At 34.5% G+C, this 19,185-nt stretch carries 8 protein-coding genes and 2 tRNA genes; 8 read left to right on the top strand and 2 right to left on the bottom strand.

Annotation, left to right across the window (positions count from 1 at the left end; translation table 11 throughout):
* The first annotated feature begins 250 nt into the window (after positions 1-250).
* The 4 genes from BOQ62_RS22095 (at position 251) to BOQ62_RS22080 (ending at position 6,117) form a co-directional block, all read left to right on the top strand.
* Complete coding sequence (locus BOQ62_RS22095; protein ID WP_077415804.1) at positions 251-964, top strand: 3-ketoacyl-ACP reductase; 714 nt, start codon at positions 251-253, stop codon at positions 962-964.
* Positions 965-1,430: 466 nt separating this feature from the next.
* On the top strand, positions 1,431-2,258 hold the full coding sequence (gene prmA / locus BOQ62_RS22090; RefSeq protein WP_129042462.1) for a 50S ribosomal protein L11 methyltransferase: 828 nt from the start codon (positions 1,431-1,433) through the stop codon (positions 2,256-2,258).
* Between the two features lie 23 nt (positions 2,259-2,281).
* Entirely contained in the window at positions 2,282-3,121 is an 840-nt protein-coding gene (locus tag BOQ62_RS22085; protein ID WP_129042461.1) for an SH3 domain-containing protein, read from the top strand.
* Positions 3,122-3,801: 680 nt separating this feature from the next.
* Positions 3,802-6,117, top strand: a complete 2,316-nt coding sequence (locus BOQ62_RS22080; protein ID WP_129042460.1) for a S8 family serine peptidase — start codon at positions 3,802-3,804, stop codon at positions 6,115-6,117.
* Between the two features lie 129 nt (positions 6,118-6,246).
* On the opposite strand, the gene BOQ62_RS22075 is transcribed toward BOQ62_RS22080, so the two are convergent.
* A tRNA-Arg gene (locus BOQ62_RS22075) sits at positions 6,247-6,320 on the bottom strand.
* A 32-nt stretch (positions 6,321-6,352) separates the two neighbouring features.
* Positions 6,353-6,427, bottom strand: a tRNA-Pro gene (locus tag BOQ62_RS22070).
* 521 nt (positions 6,428-6,948) lie between these two features.
* Here BOQ62_RS22070 and BOQ62_RS22065 point away from each other — a divergent pair.
* The 4 genes from BOQ62_RS22065 (at position 6,949) to BOQ62_RS22050 (ending at position 19,040) form a co-directional block, all read left to right on the top strand.
* Complete coding sequence (locus tag BOQ62_RS22065) at positions 6,949-7,302, top strand: hypothetical protein (RefSeq protein ID WP_129042459.1); 354 nt, start codon at positions 6,949-6,951, stop codon at positions 7,300-7,302.
* Positions 7,303-7,390: 88 nt separating this feature from the next.
* On the top strand, positions 7,391-8,338 hold the full coding sequence (locus tag BOQ62_RS22060) for a T9SS type A sorting domain-containing protein (protein WP_129042458.1): 948 nt from the start codon (positions 7,391-7,393) through the stop codon (positions 8,336-8,338).
* A gap of 9 nt (positions 8,339-8,347) precedes the next feature.
* Entirely contained in the window at positions 8,348-18,682 is a 10,335-nt protein-coding gene (locus tag BOQ62_RS22055) for a SpvB/TcaC N-terminal domain-containing protein (protein WP_129042457.1), read from the top strand.
* Positions 18,669-19,040: a hypothetical protein gene (locus BOQ62_RS22050; protein WP_129042456.1), complete on the top strand. Its 372-nt coding sequence runs from the start codon at positions 18,669-18,671 to the stop codon at positions 19,038-19,040. Before BOQ62_RS22055 ends, BOQ62_RS22050 begins: the two co-directional genes overlap by 14 nt.
* Positions 19,041-19,185 lie beyond the last annotated feature (145 nt).

The raw sequence follows: 19,185 nt of genomic DNA, 5'->3' as shown, positions 1-19,185 counted from the left end.
AACCATAAAAGTCACAAAAGTTTTTTACGCTATAACTTTGGGTGTAAGAAGCGCATTTAAGTTTTATAAAAATCTTCGTTTTTAACTTATGTGAAACTTTTATGCAGCATGATTACAATTTTTAAATATTCTCAATAGTAATCATCTTTTGTGACTTTTGTGGTTGTATAAAATATAAGTTAAATCTGTGTTTTCACCCGCTCATAAAAATGTTCTTTCGTAACTTTGTAGTAAGAAAAGTATCATTACTATGAATATAAACGGAAAAAATGCCATCGTAACAGGTGGTGGAAGAGGATTAGGGAAAGCCGTAGCATTAGCTTTAGCCAATGAAGGAGTAAACGTTGCCATTACAGGAAGAAACGAGGAAAACCTTAAAATGACGGTTGAAGAAATCAAAAAATTAGGAGTAAACTCAGCTTACGCAGTTTTTTCTGTAGACAATGAAATTCAGGTAAAAGCTGGAATTGAATCTTTAGCAGAACAATTGGGAGGAATTGATATTCTGATCAACAATGCAGGAATCGGAGACTTTGGAAGCATCGAAGAAATGCCTTCTGAAACTTGGGAGCAGGTGATTAAAACCAATTTATTCGGAGTATATTATGCTGCAAAAGCAGCTCATCCATTCATGAAAGCTAAAGGGGAAGGAGATATCGTCAACGTAGCATCCACTGCAGGTCTTAAAGGTGGCCCGAATATGTCCGCATATGCCGCTTCAAAAGCAGCTGTAGTATCTCTTTCTCAATCTATGATGGCTGAATGGAGAAAACAAAATATCCGTGTCATCACTTTAACACCTAGTACTATTGCTTCCGATATGAGCATCCAGGGAGGACTTACAGACGGAAACCCTGACAAAGTATTACAGCCGGAAGACTTCGCAGAATGGGTAAGAGATATCCTGAAAATGAACAGAAGAGCATTAATTGCAAACGGTTCTATTTTCTCTACGAATCCATAATAGGGGTTTAAAATTTAAAGTTCAAGGTTTAGAGTTTAAGGTTCTCGGTTTAAAGTTTAAAGCTTTCAGCAAAGAAACGTTGAACTTCCTTGGAGAATGAAATTCAGTAGGAGCGGGCAGTAATCCAGAGCGTAGACGAAGGAAGCCCGCTTTATTTTTACGCTTCCATTTGGGCTTTAGCCAAAATTTACAATCTTTTGCATTTCAAAAAAATCTACATAATAAAAATAATTTGAGAATTTATTTCCAGGTCTTTTATAATAAGTTTTGGCTAAAGCCCATCCCTATTGAATATAATATACGCAATCATCTGTGATATCCGTGCAATATGTGGGAAAAAATCACAAATAAACTTTTCCATAGCATCCATTCAAAAAAACACAAAAAACTCCCCGGTTTCAGCCAAAAATTCCCCCATCATTTTTTAACCGTAATAACATTAGTATTTTTGCAGCAAATTATTCACATGCAAAATTATTTAGAATTCAATTTCAAGATTTCTCCATTGCAACCTTGGAACGAGATATTAATGGCAGAGCTTATAGAAATAGGTTTTGACAGCTTTACAGAAGAAATTGACGGGATTTTAGGATATATACAGACAGATTTGTTTCACGAAGATCAGTTGAAAGCACTTCCAATCTTTGAAAACGAAAATGTAAAAATAGAATACTCTTTCGAAGAAATGCCGAACATCAACTGGAATGAAGAATGGGAAAAGAATTTCTCTCCCATCAATATTGATGATAAAGTATTGATCAGAGCAGAATTCCATGAATCTGTACCGGGAATGCACGAAATTATTATTCAGCCTAAAATGTCTTTCGGAACAGGGCATCACCCCACTACCCATCTGATGATTCAGCAAATGATGGATATTGATTTCAATGGTAAAAAAGTATTGGATATGGGATGCGGAACTTCCGTACTGGCTATTTATGCAAAACAGCAGGGAGCAGGAGATACAAAAGCCATCGATATTGACGAATGGTCAGTAGAAAATTCAAAAGAAAATGCCGTAAGAAACAGTGTAGAGCTGGATATTGAACAGGGAACTGCTGAAAACTTAGGAAAAGAAAATTTTGATATTATTTTGGCCAATATCAATAGGAATATTTTGATTTCAGATATCCCGACTTATGTTTCAGTATTGAATGAAGGAGGAAAACTATTGCTTTCAGGACTATGTTTCTTTGACGTGGATGATATTCTGGAAGTATGTAAAGAAAGTAGGCTTGAACTGAAAAAACAGTTACAGCGTGAAGAATGGGTAAGTCTTCTGCTTGAAAAATAACACACAAAAAACAAAATATAACTATGAAAACTTTATGGACAGCTTTATTTTTACTAATGCTGCAGTTTTTTACAGCGCAGGAAAATGAAGTATATGCAGATGGTGTCTTTGGTTTTGAGGAAAATAAAACCCAGAAGATTTTTACAGACTGGACTCGTGTGAGACTGGATCCCGGAGTGAATGCTCAGATTGTAGATTCGCTGCAGACCAATCAGCAGGTTATGATTCTTAAAAAAGAAAATATAGTCCTGAAATTGGGAGAAAGAAATGCCAACTGGTATAAAATCTCTTATCAGAAGGGAGAAAATACACAGGAAGGGTATATCTGGGGAGGCAATCTTTGTGTAGGCTACAGAAACAAAAATGGGTATGATTTCCTTTTTGGACTTTCCAAAACCATTGACAGAAAGAATAAGGAATTCAATGAGATCGAAAAACAAAACATTGCGGGAATAAAAGTAATGGAAGGAAATACGCTTATTGATGAGGTGTATTTCGACACAGGAAGAGGAGAAGAGTTGAACTCCGCATCTTTCAATATTGAAAGTGGTCACAAACTTCAAAATGTTGAGTTTACTTTAAAAGCAATGGTTTCCGGAGAAGCTTGTGGAATTGCAAGCTATGATCAGTATATTCTTTTTAAAGATAAAAAACTGGTTACACTTCCACAGTTAACAAACGTAGGAGATGCCGGTGCATACTATCACAGTGAAGAATACGTTTTTCCAAATGATAAAGGAGGAATTCCCAACACATTTATCCTGAAAGTGGAAGATATGGAAGTAGATGAAAAAGACAGAGAAAAGAAAAAAAACTCTTCCAAAACCTATCTTTGGAACGGAAGTTCTTACAAATTGAAATAATATATTCCGAATATATTAAGAGGCTGTTTCACTTTTGAAACAGCCTCTTTTTTGTTTTATAAGGTTTTGTAATTATGTATTCATTTTTAAAGACTAGTAAGTTTTTTTAATAATATTTCAGTAGAATGTAGAGAAACGTTATAAAAAAAAACCAAATGGGGAATATATTTAAAATTCTTAACCAGTTTTTTGTTTTTTTAAGAGGTACTATATAGTATTAAATTCTCTTTTTTGTGATTTATTGGTTTAAAAATTAATATAATTTGATTAATTATATCTTAAAATGTGATTTTTATTAAATAGTTATTATTTTGTTATGTATTCATTTTTATTTGTTTTTATTTTGCTGTTATAGTGATAATTTGATAAAATTATTACCGTCTTTATGGTTTATAATGATTTGTTATTTTATTTTTTTTATTTGTGAATTTAATTTATAAATGGAGAAATCATAAGAGATAGTTATAAGAATGTAGTTATATGTTTAGACGAAGATTTTCTCTTTAAACCGTATTGAATCGGCAAGTACAATAATATTTGGTGTATGGATTTGTTGATTAAGATATTATTTTTTTAAGAATTTTAAAATATTGAATATGAGTTCTTATGGAAGAAATATAAATGAAAAAAATTTTGAACAGCGCTGTATTTATATATAATTAATCATTAAAATTTTAAAAATGAAAAAAAGAATCCTTTTTAGTGCATTATTTACTTTTTCTGCTTCAGCTTGTTTCTTTGCACAAACAGAAACTGAAAGAAGAGAAATAACAAAAAAGTACGATCAAAAAACATTACAAAACTTATCTAACAATTTTTTTGAAAAATCTAAACAGAATAAGGTAGAGGCAGTTGCATATGCAAGAAAAAATAACATTCCTCTTGCCATTGAAGAAAAAGATGGCTCTATTTCAGAGCTAATAAGAGTTGATGAGAATGGTACACCTATTTATTATTCAACTAAAAATGTTGATGCAGCAAAATCTACAAGAGCAAACCACCTTAACACAGGAGGTTCTTTAGGATTAAATCTTAATGGTGAAAATATGATAGTTGGAGTTTGGGATGGAGGAGCAGTGCGCAATACTCATGTTGAATTTGGAAATAGAGTTACAAGAAAAGATAATGGAACATTTAATGCGGTTCTTAATAGTAATCATGCAACCCATGTTGCGGGAACTATTGGTGCAGCTGGAGTAAGAGCAGCTGCTAAAGGAATGGCTTCTTCATCTCAGATTGAATCTTATGATTGGAATTCTGATGCAGCTGAAATGACAGATGCAGCTACCGGAGGACTTTTATTGTCGAATCACTCTTATGGATTGAGATCTGAATTAGTATCAGATTGGTATTTTGGAGCCTATATAAATGAGTCAAGTGACTGGGATACTATTTTGTTTAATGCCCCTTCTTACCTAGCTGTAAAGGCATCAGGGAATGATGGACTTAATAGATATAGAGATGCTGCTGGAGTTTTGAGAGTTCTCAATGAAAGCCCTATGGGAGGAGCAACAGACCTTTATGATAAATTAACAGCATCAGCCACATCTAAAAATGTTTTAGTCGTTGCTAATGCGGAAGATGCTAATATTGATGTAAATGGCAATTTAATAAACGTAGCTATTAACAGTTCAAGCAGTCAGGGACCTACAGATGATTTAAGGATTAAGCCAGATATTACAGGTAATGGAACTGAATTAACATCTCCGGTTGCGTTTAATGGAAATGTTGCTAGTAATAATACCTATGGAATTATGACAGGTACATCAATGGCATCACCTAATGTGACTGGTACTTTGTCTTTAGTACAGCAACATCATAATAATGTTCAGGAAAGATATATGTTGGGAGCTGAGCTCAAAGGATTAGCATTGCATACAGCTGACGATGCGGGAGTAGTAGGGCCTGATGCAATGTTTGGATGGGGATTATTAAATGCAAAGAAAATGGTGGAGGTCATTAATGGAAAAGGTAAGAATTCTATTATTGATAACAAAACATTGAATAATAATGCAACAGAGTCGCTTACAGTACAGTCTGACGGTATTAATCCTTTAACTGTTTCCATATCATGGTATGATAGAGCCGGGGCGATTCAGACATCAAACCAACTCAATAATAATGCTGTAAAAAGACTGGTGAATAATTTGGATCTTAAAGTGACTCGTAAAAGCGATAATACCATTTACAGACCATGGGTACTTACCTCTCGGTCTACGAATGCCAAAGCGGAAAATAATAACGATAATTTTGAAAGAGTAGATCTGGGTGTTGTACCAGCTGGAGAATATGTTATAGAGATAAGCCATAAAGGAGCTTTAGTAGGGGGCTCACAAAATTATACATTGATTGTAACAGGAAAGGCAGATTCTGGGGTAGTTACTCCTGAGACTCCATCATGTGTTAAAGCATATGAGGCTAATGAAACGTTATCTACCGCTGCAGCTATCAATGCTAATGAAACAATTTCTGCAGCCATAGGATCTGGAACAGATAAAGATTTTTATAAGTTTACTGTTGGTAATGGAAATCTGGTTGCAAAATTAAATGGCCCGATTGGTGTAGATTATGATCTTTATGTTTATAATGCCAATGGAGGTCTCCTTGGCAAATCTGAAGGAGTTACAGCAGTTGAAAGTGTATCTTTAACAAACGTATCAGCAGGTACATACTATGCTAGGGTTATCGGATATAATGGAGCTAATAGCTCTACTTGCTATACTTTAAATATTAATGCAAACGTATCCAAAATTTCTTCTGTAATTGCAGATAGAGATACAAAAGGTACTGGTATTGGTCTTTATCCTAACCCGGCAGATAAGGAAATCAATGTAACAAATTCAAAAGATAATGAGGCTTACATAATCTATGATATTGCGGGAAAAGTAATGTTGCAAGGACAGCTTAAAGAAAGTAAAATTAATGTTTCCTCTTTAGTTAGTGGTAGTTATTTATTAATGATAGATAAAAAAAGCTATAAGTTTATTAAGAGATAATACATTGCTTTATTATTTAGTAAGGCTGTCTTAAAAAGGCAGCCTTTTTTACTTCCTATTTACTAAAATACTGACCTAAGTAAAAACAAAAAAGTCTCTACATTGCTGTAAAGACTTGATTATAATAAGTGAGCGCGAAAGGATTCGAACCTTTGACCGTCTGCTTAGAAGGCAGATGCTCTATCCAGCTGAGCTACGCACCCATTAAATAGTTTTGAGAAAACTATTAAAACAGTCGGGGCGGCAGGATTCGAACCTGCGACCTCCTGGTCCCAAACCAGGCGCGATGACCGGACTACGCTACGCCCCGAGGGTGTCATCAGTAACGATATTTACTTCGTTTTTGCGGTTGCAAAGGTACAATACTTTTTCAAATAAAAAAATAAAATGAAGGATAATTTTTAATTAATTTTTCGTGAAATTTTTTTTATTGCCTTTACCTAATTAATAACCATGGACTTAACGTGATTAAAAAAATCATTTTTTTTTATCTTTTTTAGGATTTGAGATTAATAGCTTACCCATTCAATTTCTATCACTGATAAAGGGTAATAAAGATATGATTGGATTACTTTTTTGTTCGAAATGAAAATACTGATAGTCTTTCGGCCTTTTTTGTGAAAAATTGTTAAATAAAAGCTTGTCGTTTCTATTTGTTTTTTAAATTTGCAAAAAACTATTACCTGATAATACCATGAAAAAATCAATCACTACTATCTATTCTTATTATAGCATTCTTAAATTCTAATAGATTCTTATTATTCGGTTCATTTTATTTAAAATAAACTTTAGTTAGCTGTGCTAACTGGCTATTTAGTAAAACTATCTATCATGCATAAAATTTTGTATTCTAGAGCATTCATGATAATTTGTTTATCGTGTTCAGTCTCTGCTTATTCTCAATTGGTGGGATCTGATGCCCAGCTATGGGAAAAAGCGACTCCTACTTTCCGTGAAGCAGCAAAGTGTAAAGATGAAAAACTGCTCAATTTTCATTGCGGAATTAAGGATAAAATTTTTAAAAAGTATATCAAATACAGTAAAAATAAAAGTCATACTCTTACAGTTGTTCATCGATCTAAAGAAGATGAATTGATTTGGGAAAATGTTGAAAAAAAATATCCTTGGGAAGTAATAACTATAAGGCTACGACTGAAAAAATGTAGAAATAAGAAAAGGACCTAGTATTTTTTCATTTCTTGCAACAGTAGATCCAACTCAAGGAAAATCTGATAGTTTAAAAATCAAATTTGAAGATCAAAACCTTTATGAGATGGTATTTCTACCCAGAAAGGCAAAATCTTTAGATCTTAATAAAATTCATTCCTATCTTTCAATTAAGTACGGAATTTCATTGGAAAAAGGGAAGTACTACAATAGTGATGGAAAAATAATCTGGGATCCGGAAAAACATAAAGAATTTAAGCATAAGCCAACAGGATTGGGCAGAGATGACGGGAATGAGTTATATCAGAAACAGTCTTCTAATCAGGCTGATCTGTTTTTAACAATTGGGAAAAACACTATTGAAAGAACAAATGTAGAAAATCAGGCAATTTTTGATAACAACCAGTTTGTTATCTGGTCTGATGATAATAAAGAATTAGCATTGAAAAATGACGGTCAATTCGATGTTTTGCAAAAAAACTGGGAAATCAATTTTATTGGGAATAAAGTTTCAAAAACCGATTACACCCTAAGGGTTTTGAAAGAAACGATGAATCCAGGCTCTTTACCAATTGCCTATTGGATGTTTTTGAAAAAGCCAGATGGAAGTACTCAAAAAATTCAAGGAGCCGAAGTTGAGAAATATATCATTTTTAATAAAGTCGATTTTCTGAATGAGTTTGATAATGGTGATACCGCTCATTTTACATTTGCCATAAGTCCTTTAAAAGATAGGAAAATAGGAGGAGTAGGCCAAAACCAAAACTCAGGGACAGAATTATTAGCAAATAATAATGAACTATCATTAAATCTGACAAAAATTAATCTTTATCCAAATCCGGTTAAAAAAGGACAAACTTTTACGGTTACATTCCCACCGATGGAGGATTTGGTGATCTCTATTTATGATGGAACCGGAAGGCTTTTGAAAATGGAGAATATTGATCGTAAGTCTAATCACTATATGAATACTCTGGATGTTCAGAGTGCGTATATCATTAATCTTACTCAAAATAAAAAAATAATAAAAACTTTCAAATTAATCGTTGATTAAAACTATATCATGAAAATACGTGCGGATCAATTTCCTGTTACCAAGAAATCATTTCTGCTTATATGTTTCTTTGCGTGTATGTTTGTTTGTGCAAGCTTTACCAAAGAAGACAGGCAGAAGGTACGGAAATTTAAGAAAGAACTGATGAGTAAATGGACTGCTGAAAGAGTTGATTTACCAGGTCAGAGTGTAAAAGAAGATTCTTCTAATCTAATTACATCCTCAGAAAAATCGTCCACAAAAACTCTTTTAGGAGAATATCCTTCTGTATTAGTCAATACAGAAAAGGGAAGGGAAGATTCTTCTGAATTTAATAATGATGTTGTGAATGGCATCAGTAATTTTTATCCATCAAAAGAAAAAGAAGGAACAATTGGTACTTTCACAGACCAGGAAGAAGATGTAGTTTCTGATAATTTTTTCACAGTGGATATTCCTATAGTGGAAGAAAATACAGTGGCTTATCTGGAATATGATTTGTTTGGTTTAGCCTCTCATGAATCTGTATCCAGGTCTATCAATCATAACATTGCAATAGGAGGAGGAATTATTGTTCCTAGTGCAAAATGGAGTCATCAGAAAGAGGCTATTAATTCGGGACTTATTAAGACAGGTTCCAATTCTATATTATTTACTTCACCGGCTTCGGGGGTAAAATATAAAGTGAAAAACCTGCGGGTCGTTTTTGACAAAAATAAAAAATCAGAGAATAATCTGCTTGTAAGTTCTTTACTTTCAGGAGATCAGTTGTATGTAAAAGGAAATTTCAGCTCATTGTCTGATATTATTGTTAACAACGAAGTAGTTACTGTAAAAAAAGGGGAATTTGAAAAAGTAATCAAGCTTTCCGAAAAAGATAAAGCAAATGGGTTATTTTCTGTTATTACAGGAGGAATAACCAATACCTATAAAATTCCGGTTTCTACAAAATCTTTTAAGGTAGTTGACCATTATTATGCAAAACCGAAAGGAATTGAAATCTCAAAAGATAAAGAATTCAGTATAAGCTATGAAAATATGAATGTTTCTATGGAAAAAGGGACATCAGAATCAGCGTATATAGAAGTTTTAAAATTAAGAGAGAAAGATATTCCTGCGGTATCTCAGGGACTTAAAAATGTGACTCTGAATAATGCTGCTTACAGATTTTCCGTTGTATCAGGAAAGCTGGAGAAAAAAGCAAAAATTACCATTCCTTATGATGTTAAAAGGTTGGGGCTGTTTTCTCCTAAAGATATTAAGATTTTCCATTTTGATTATGCTAAAAAACAATGGGTTGCAGATAAATCAGTTATTGATGAGAAGAGTAAAACAGTAACGGTAGAAGGAGATGGAGATCATGATTACATCAATGGAATTATTTCCGCTCCGGAATCTCCGCAAACGACAGCTTTCTCACCAACAAGTATCAGTGGACTGAAATCTGCAGATCCGATGGCTGCAATGCAGCTGATGAATGCTCCTACAGCAAGCCAAAAAGGAGATGCTAATATGAATTATCCTATCAAGGTTCCTGCTGGTTTGGGAGGATTGCAGCCTTCTTTAGCGATAGGCTACAACAGTGGCGCTGGTAATGGATGGATGGGTGAAGGATGGGATCTTCAGGGATTATCTGCAATTACAGTAGATACCAGATGGGGAACCCCTATGTTTGGAGGAGAAGAAACTGAACTTTACACCTTGGATGGCGAAATGCTTGTTTATCCTGGCGGCTACCTGCCTCACAGACATAATAATGTAAGTGAAACCTCTACGGATATTACAACTGCAAGACAACCGAGAAATGCAACAGGAAAAAAGCAGTTTTATCTTAGAAAGAATCATGATTTTACCCTTATAGAAAGGGAGGGAAATAGTATGGGTACTTATTCATGGACGGTTACCTCTACCAATGGTACTAAAAGCTATTATGGTGGAAGTGATAATTCTGTGATAAAAAATAGTGAAGGCCAGATTGTTCATTGGGGGTTGAGAATGATAGAGGATGCCCATGGCAATAGAATGCTTTTTACGTATCAGAATAATACGAATGTTAATATCGGGTCAGGTAATAATGCTAATGGAGGAACTTATTTTCATATTCAAAAAATAACTTATGGTAAAAATCAGGATTATAGTGTCAATTTTGTTACTGAAAATAGTGTAAGCAGGAAGGATATTAATATTAATGCCAAGCAAGGAGTAAAAAGGGTAGAACCTTATCTTTTGAATAGTATTGATGTCAGTTATAAGACCCAAAAAATCCGTAGTTACAAATCTGAATATGAAGAGGGACAGTTCTCAAAAACAAGATTAAGAAGATTATATATTCAAGGATATAATATTAAATATCCTGATCCTCTTCCAATAGTTGATGATTATAGTTTTGAATATTACAATGAAGTAGAAAACAATCAGATTTTTGGTCCTGATAATACGATTCAGGTTAGCAATGGAGTGAGCAGCCCTTATGGCAGCATTATTGGAGATATGCTGAAGCCTTCAAAAATTAATGGGAATGTTTCTACTGAAAGCGGTCTTAATTTCAGAGCTGCAGCAGGATTAAATTTTTTCTATTCTTCTAATGATGCATATGGCCACCTTATGTTCGGTTTTCCTTTTGGATATTCAACAGCTGAGGCTAAGAATGTACAGCAGCTCATAGACTTTAATGGAGATGGCATACAGGATATGATCTATAGAACATCTTCTGGTCTTACGTACAGCGAAGGAAAATTAGATATATATGGTAAATTATCATTCTTACCGGCTAAACCGATTCTGAATTATAACAGTAATTTTTCTTTTACAGAGACAAAAACCAATAGTTCAGGGTGGGATATGGGAGCAATTGTATATAGCAAGTCTTCCATCACATCCACTTCAAAAGGAACTACTTCCACCTTTCTGATTGATGCAAATTCTGATGGGTTAGTAGATATCGTAAATGATGGAAAGGTTTGGTTTAATAAATATAATCAAGGAGGAAGCCCTGAGATGACCCAGCATTCAGAGTATACAGAAAATATGGTGGTTAAGGTCAAGCCTATAGCTCCTCCTCTTATTCCTCCTCCGGGACCTAAAGTTCCACCTATTGTGGAGCCTGAATACCCTCCAACTCCTATTGCTGATGTGGTAAAAGTATGGATTGCTTCTCAGGACGGATACATTACTATTAATGATAATGTGAGTATAAGTGGTATAGATCCTTTAAACCCTGTCACTGTGTTAAAACCAACGGATAAGGCATACTATTCTGTAGAGATAGCAAACCCTGATTATGTAGTTGGAGGTACCCAGCCTAATAATTTCTATCATGCAAGGGTCTTTTTAACGCAGCTTAATCCTAATAATCTGTCACAGTCTTTCACGATTTCCAGATATAATGATTATTATTCTCAGATTATTAATGTACCTGCAGGAAATACCCAATATAATGTACATGGTGCCATTAATAATGCAAATAGATTATTTGTGAAAAGTGGAGATAAGGTATATATAAGGCTTCACAAGAATTCGGAAGACAATCTGCAAATAGACTCTAATCCAACGGTTACTTATATTGATCCTGCTACCGGGCTGGCATTGAGAGGAAGAAACATGGAGCAGGATCAGTTTCGATTGAATAATGGAAATTATGGAAACAACTTTTTCCTGAATAATCTAATAGCACCGATATATTTGGATGCTGATGGAATGGCAAACATTGTTGTTTCCAGTATTGATTTTCCTTCTTCTACGGATGATTTTACCTTTAAGGTGATCAAGGAAAATACAATTACCGGTGCCGTAACTGTTTTGCATTCCGAGAATTATATTCAAAGCGACACACCATTCAGTACACAGGAATATATTGGATCAATATCTGTAAGTGCAAACGAACCGGTTTATTTGAAGTTTATTGTAGAATCAGATTCATATACAAATTTCCTTACTAACAACTGGAAGAATTCCATTTCTGTAGGGTATAATGCAACTACATCTACAAATGGAAATATCAGTATGAGTTTTAAGCCTGAAGCTCAATATCCTTCATTTGCAGTTACTAAACTTAAGGAAAAGCTTGACATTAGATTAACGCCAACAAATCCTCCGGTTACCGGAATTCATGAATTTGGGGTTCAGATTAATAAGGATATAGCGAATGCTACTACCTTGGGAACAGGAAGTTTTTATTATGTAATCAAAAAGGAAAATCATGTTCTTGCCAAGAGAAAAGTTACCATTACAGCGACACAGGGTGCTACTCCAACCTTGGTGGAAGAGAACATGTTTACAGGACAGGCTGTTCCGGGAATAGATCCAGTAACAATTTATACAGGGAGCTTAACGCAGCCTACCTTTGATTTAGGATTTAGGGTACAGGTTTATTGTCAGACAGGTGCTGAATATGCCTTATTTAATAAATACTCAGAGTATTTTCAAGGAAAACCTTTTAATGTTTATTATGATACCACCAGTTTGTTGACGACCGTGTGGCCAACTTCAGTAAATACAGCAATGTACAATATGAAATCAGCCATTTATAATAACTGGGGTCAATTTTTATATAAACCAAACAATTTCGTAGATTATAGCTATGGAACGCCTATTGAAGCTGAAACATTTACGGGGGATGTTGCTTTGCAGAATACGTACTCTGCTTGTCAGGGATTGACCGGTCAAGCGCTTACAGATTGTGTGGCAACAAGCGGTAATTCAACTTGCCAAGGGCTAACGGGGCAGGCTTTAACAGATTGTGTGGCATTAAATGGTAATCCTAATGCCGGAAATAATATGGTATCTCAGTATGTCTATCCTATGAAACCGTTTTCAGAATGGATTATTAAACCTCGCCCTCAGCCAATGGTTAGAATTGATAAGTGGATAGGCACAGGAGGTAGACAACAATTTTCAACGGCTACTTCTTTCAGGGATCATGAAGAAATAAATTATTTTTCGAATCCTATTCCGAACCCACCGTCAATTTTACCGACTACGCTTGTGAACGGAACTCTTTCATTGGATTCTACAATGAAGGCAATCAGTAAGAAACAGAGCAGCCGATCGAATAATACAACCAGCGGTCTAAGTGTTGGGACAGTAAGTGCCGGGAATTCAGAAACCCTACCTCTTAAAAATGGTAGTATTGAAACACAGACGTTTGCAGATCTGAACGGAGACGGCTATCCTGATATGGTATATCCGGAATCTATCCAGTATACAAACTCTGTAGGAAGCTTAGACGACATCAAGCTGGTGGCGACTGGTGATTTCCCAACCAATTCTTACAGCTATTTAAAAGTAAATTCTTTAGGATTTTCATTTAATGTCTTTTCTGCCAGCGGAAGAATTAAAGTAAATGGTTCAAATGGAAATGATTCTCATGCTAATAATTCAATGCCTTGGTCAGTTGGAGTAACAGCCGGAGCGGGAGCTAGTGAATATTTTAATTCATATGATACCGGAAGAGCATTTTGGACGGATGTTAATGGAGATGGATTACCGGATAGAATTATTGATTTTAATACGGTAATGTTAAATCTTGGAAAGAGCTTATCAGAACCAATGTTCTATCAGAATATGGCTTCTTATCGTTCCCGTCCAATAGGAGGTATTAACTTTTCAATAGGAGGAGGTCTTGGATCTTTTGCTAATTTGAGTGCTTTAAGCAGCTTTGGATTTGGTATAAGTGCCAGTGCCGGAGGATCAGGATCTAAAGGAACAGCAGAGATAGTATATGAGGATATTAATGGTGACGGATTGGTTGATATCATTGATGTAGATAATAGTAATCAGTCTGCCAAAGTGCGTTACAATCTGGGGAACAAATTTGATACTGCAGTTCCATTGCTTAAGTCAACAGGAAAGGTTGATTTTACTGAAGAAACAGGTTCTTACAATGGTTATGTATCTTTTGGTGGAAATCTGATGCTGAATTTTGGACCTATTCCAATTATTCCGCCTGCAATTCTGGTTATTTTTATAAAAGCCGGTGCTGGAGCGACAGCAAATTTAGGAATCAATGTTTCTGAAACCAAGAAGACTTTCAGAGATATGAACGGAGATGGTTTCCCGGATCTGGTAGTAGATACAAACGATGGTTTCATTGTTAACTATTCATTAATTGGGAAAACAAATAAACTTAAAACAGTTACTCATGCTGTAACAAAAGGACAGTATGCAGTAAATTATAAATTTACACAGCCGAATTATCAGGATCCTCATGCTAAACTAGTGGTAGATGAAGTAAGAATTTTGAACCCTGATGTATTCAGTACCAACTATACGCAGTCAGATGCAACAAAAGATATTGTAACGAAATATACATTTGAAAAATCTAAATACGACAGAAGAGAAAGAGACAATTTTGGATTTGAAAAAGTAACCAGCGAGCAATTGAGTGCTGCCGGAAGTACGTACCGTAAAAAAGTGGATACGTATTATAATACAAGCTATTTCTTAAATGGATTAATTAAGGAAAGTAATATACTTACGGGGAATGATGAGCTAATTTCTAAAGTAATTTATAACTATCGTTTGTATAGATTTAAAGATAATGTAACCAAAATAGATCCTAATTACTTAACGGAAAGTTTTGATACCGGAGGAACAGAAGGAAGAAGAATGGCTACGGTTCTGCTGGATAAAAAGATCAATACGAGATTTGAAAATGGCGGGCAAATAGAGACTACGGAAAAAATGGAGTATGATTATAATACCGGATTGGTTTCAAATTATACCTATACCAGCCCTACTAATTCGTATAAATCAGTCATACAGTATTGGGGACAGCTAAATAACAATATTATAGGGGTACCAAAGCAAATTAGTGTATATGACGGAACAGGTTCTACACTTTTAAGACAGAGAAGTACACAAAATATTAATGCAAATACCGGAGATATAGGAAAGTATATTGTATTTGATGGTTCCCAGAATATTGAAACAGATTATACCTATGAAGCATCAGGAAATGTAAAAACGGTTACATATCCACCTGATGAAACCTCAAACAGATATTCAATATCCTATGAATATGATGGGGAAACAGGGAAGTATGTTGCGAGAACTACTGATGCCTTCGGATATATTTCCTTCGGACTGTATAATCCTTATTTAGATGTTTTAATAAAAAGTACGGATATTACAGGGAATTCAATTGATTACGCATATGATGATTATGGAAGAATGCTTGCTGCAAATGATCCTTACAGTCTTATCGGAAATTCAACGATAGTTCACACCTATTATTTTGATCATTATGGGATTCCAAATTCCAATCAGAGTATTAAAATATTTCGTGCAAAGACATCCCATTATGATGCAGATCATCCAGGTAACCTGATTAACACAGATTCCTATTCAGATTTCATGGGAAGACTAATCCAGGTGAAAAAGGATGTTGATATTAATGGAATAGAACGAAGATCTATTTCAGGAAGACCCGTATTTGATGTATTGGGAAGGCAGGTATATCAATACCAGCCTCAGGAAGGTGATCTTCAGGATAATAATTTGAATCTGAATCTCAGCCAATATATGCTGGCTAATACCTATGACCATTCTGACAGAATTACAAATGTTAAATATGAAGATAATGTTGAAAAATCAATTCGCTATGAAATAGAAGGAAATCTGTTTAAAAGTATTGAAGAACTGGATCATACCAAAATAGAGACTTTCACCAATGCGGAGGGACAGATTGTTGAGAAAATAAATTATCTGGATAATGATCCTCTGTCTACAAAGTTTGAATATAGTAAGGTGGGTGAGCTTGTTAAAGTGATTGATCCACAAGGTATTAATACTACTTATAAATATAATCTTGCCGGAAGAAGAACAGAAATGTTGCATCCTGATAAAGGACTTACCACCTATGTATATGATCCTGCAGGACATCTGACTTGGTTTGGAACTCCGAACCTTATGAATGATCCTTCTATACAGACGCATCAGATCCATTATAAATATGATAAGAACAGACTTACTGATATTGAACTTCCTAACCTTCCGAGTGGTTCAGTAAATCCTAATAATGTTCATTACGATTATATGCCTGCTAATTCAGGAAATAATTCCGGAAGAATCATCACGAAAACAGATGGTACAGGATATACTACTTATAACTATGGTAAATTAGGAGAGGTAATATCAGAAACTCGCAGAATATTCGGGTACAATATTCCAACCATGGAGTTCAAAACGGATTATGTCTATGACAGCTGGAATCGTCTTAAAAAACTGACATATCCTGATGGAGAGCAGCTTACTTACAGCTATGATCTTGGTGGAAATTTGAAGAAAATAACCAATGGTAGTTATAATTATATTCAGAATATCAAATATGACTATTATGAACAGAGAACAAATGTAGATTATGGAAACGGAACTAAAACCAACTATTCATATATTGATACCAACAGAAGGTTAAGTCATTTTGGTTTATTAAATCCTACTGCTCAATTCTTATCCAACAGTTATGAGTATGATAAGAGAGGAAATATTGTCCGTCTTGCCAATGATGTAGGGGTGACTCCGAATCAAATGGGAGGTACCTATGCTTTCAAATATGGATATGATACCTTAAATAGATTGATTGGTACAGAAAGTGATATGGGGCTTAATGATAAAGGAGGAACTCCTACAACACCCAATACTTCTCCGTATGCACAAAGTAATTCTCATTTCGATCTTAAGAGAGTAAAATATAACGAAAGTGGGGGAATTGTATTGAAAGAGCAGGTTCATCATATTGATCAGCAGCCTGAACCATTGAATACCTACTCTAATAATTATAAGTATATTCCGGAAACACATAAAGTAGAGGCAATCATTGATGGTAATGTAAGTGGAAACCAACAATTCTTCGAGTATGATTATAATGGGAACACCATTAAACATATCGATGAATTTGGTGCCAAGCAGATGTTCTGGGATGAGCAGGATCGTTTGAAAGCATTTTATAGTGACGACTCTGGTGTATATCAGTATTATGCGTATGATGATAAAGGAGAAAGAACAATAAAGTACAATCTTCATGGAAGTTCTCAGCTGTATCAGAACGGAGAATTAGTAGATCCGGGAAGCTTAAGCTTAACTGATTATACCTTGTATCCTAACCCATATGTAACGGTATCCTTAAACGGGCAGTATACCAAACATTATTTTGAAGGATCAACCCGTTTTGCAAGCAGGGTGATGGATGGAAGCAATATTTTTGTTCCATTAAATCTCAGAACATCGGATCAGGGAACAACAATGAGAGAACCTGACCCTTCTGTTGACTTCAAAACATACCTTGAAAAAGCAGGCGTAGGAGATATTTCCTCAGCAGAATTGAATGCTTTAAATGGGCCAACCAGCCAGTTAGGATTATATTATTTACATAATGATCACTTAGGAACAGCAACATTTGTTACCAATTCCAGTGCTCAGAGCACTCAGTTTTTCTTAAATTTACCATTCGGGGAGACGATGCTGGAGCAACGAACAGGAGTATATGATAACCCATATAAGTTCAATGCAAAAGAACTTGACAGAGAAACAGGGCTGTATTATTATGGAGCGAGATATTATAATCCGAGAGCGAGTATTTGGTATGGGGTGGATCCGTTGGCTGTTTACAATCCTGTAACAGAAACTCAGTTTTACGGCGATGGACAACATAATGGAGGAGCCTATTTCTGGGGAAATTTAAATCCATATATTTATACTTATCAAAATCCTATTAAATATATTGATCCAGATGGTAAGCAAACGACAGGCTATCAACAAAATGGATTGGATGAATTGGAAATGGGGTTTGCTATCCAGAGCTATACTTGGAGTTTTATTGGAGATGCAAGAGCAGGAGTTTTAAATTTAGCAAGTCGTATAGCTGGGAAAGATCAAAGGTATCAAGGGGATGGTTTTTTTGGATATTATGAAATACCAAAAGCTCAATCTAAATCAATAGCTGGAGACCTGTTAGATGTTACAATAGGTCTTGCTGCATCTAAATTTGGAGTAAAAGGAGGTCTTGCTCAAGAAACAGCAGGGAGCTCAGCTTCTACAGGTAAAAGTTTGGTGAGATTTGGCCAGGAAGCAGAAACTACGGAATCACTAGCTAAACAAGCAAAAGCTGCTGAGGAAGCTGGTTTTCCTCATGGAATTTCAACAATGTTGAAGGATAAAATTAAGGGCTCTGATTTACAACATAAAAGTGCACCTAAATCGACTGTTGAATCATTTTTTAAGGTTGTTCAAACAGGAAAAAATCCTAAACATCATACAGTGGTATTACCAAAGCCTGTCACTTCTAAAGTAACAGAACAAATTAATGAAATATTTAAACCTGTTCCATTGGAACAAATTTTTAAACAAAATAAAAATGATAATTACTAAATTGCAAGTAATTGATTGGTATGATGACATTATAACATCAATTGTTTCATTTGAAAATAATATATATATATTCAATTGTATTCATAAAAATTTTATTGATGGATTGAAAACATATTATTGTGTAAAAATAGATGACGAATCTTTTAAACAAATTGGAAATATAATAGAGAAAAAAAGTCTTACTAAAATTGATTGGAATGTTATAAATATGATCTTTAAAAAGAACAATAAAAACAATAATGTTTTTTTATTGAATATTGATTCATTATTTGTTGGATTAGATATTGTTTTTAGTAAAGCAGGGAGTTCAGATATCATAAGTATAGAGTTTCCTTTTGATATTTCAAATTTATATTAATCTAGATAGTCCCACTCCGCAAAGTCTACCAACTTTGAGGCAAAAAAAATCAAATAACTTAATTCAATATTAAAAAACCTCGCAAAATGCGAGGTTTTTTAATTAAACAAGACCCCACTAATTCCTATATTTGCTCTATGAAACG

This window comes from Chryseobacterium sp. CH21 (genome assembly GCF_004119445.1).
In the GTDB taxonomy this organism is placed as follows: Bacteria; Bacteroidota; Bacteroidia; order Flavobacteriales; family Weeksellaceae; genus Chryseobacterium.
This window is presented reverse-complemented; position numbering and strand designations above follow the sequence as displayed.

Coding starts and splice junctions, on each gene's coding strand:
- BOQ62_RS22095 (WP_077415804.1), top strand. CDS start 251: ATGAATATAAACGGAAAAAATGCCATCGTAACAGGTGGTGGAAGAGGA.
- prmA (WP_129042462.1), top strand. CDS start 1,431: ATGCAAAATTATTTAGAATTCAATTTCAAGATTTCTCCATTGCAACCT.
- BOQ62_RS22085 (WP_129042461.1), top strand. CDS start 2,282: ATGAAAACTTTATGGACAGCTTTATTTTTACTAATGCTGCAGTTTTTT.
- BOQ62_RS22080 (WP_129042460.1), top strand. CDS start 3,802: ATGAAAAAAAGAATCCTTTTTAGTGCATTATTTACTTTTTCTGCTTCA.
- BOQ62_RS22065 (WP_129042459.1), top strand. CDS start 6,949: ATGCATAAAATTTTGTATTCTAGAGCATTCATGATAATTTGTTTATCG.
- BOQ62_RS22060 (WP_129042458.1), top strand. CDS start 7,391: ATGGTATTTCTACCCAGAAAGGCAAAATCTTTAGATCTTAATAAAATT.
- BOQ62_RS22055 (WP_129042457.1), top strand. CDS start 8,348: ATGAAAATACGTGCGGATCAATTTCCTGTTACCAAGAAATCATTTCTG.
- BOQ62_RS22050 (WP_129042456.1), top strand. CDS start 18,669: ATGATAATTACTAAATTGCAAGTAATTGATTGGTATGATGACATTATA.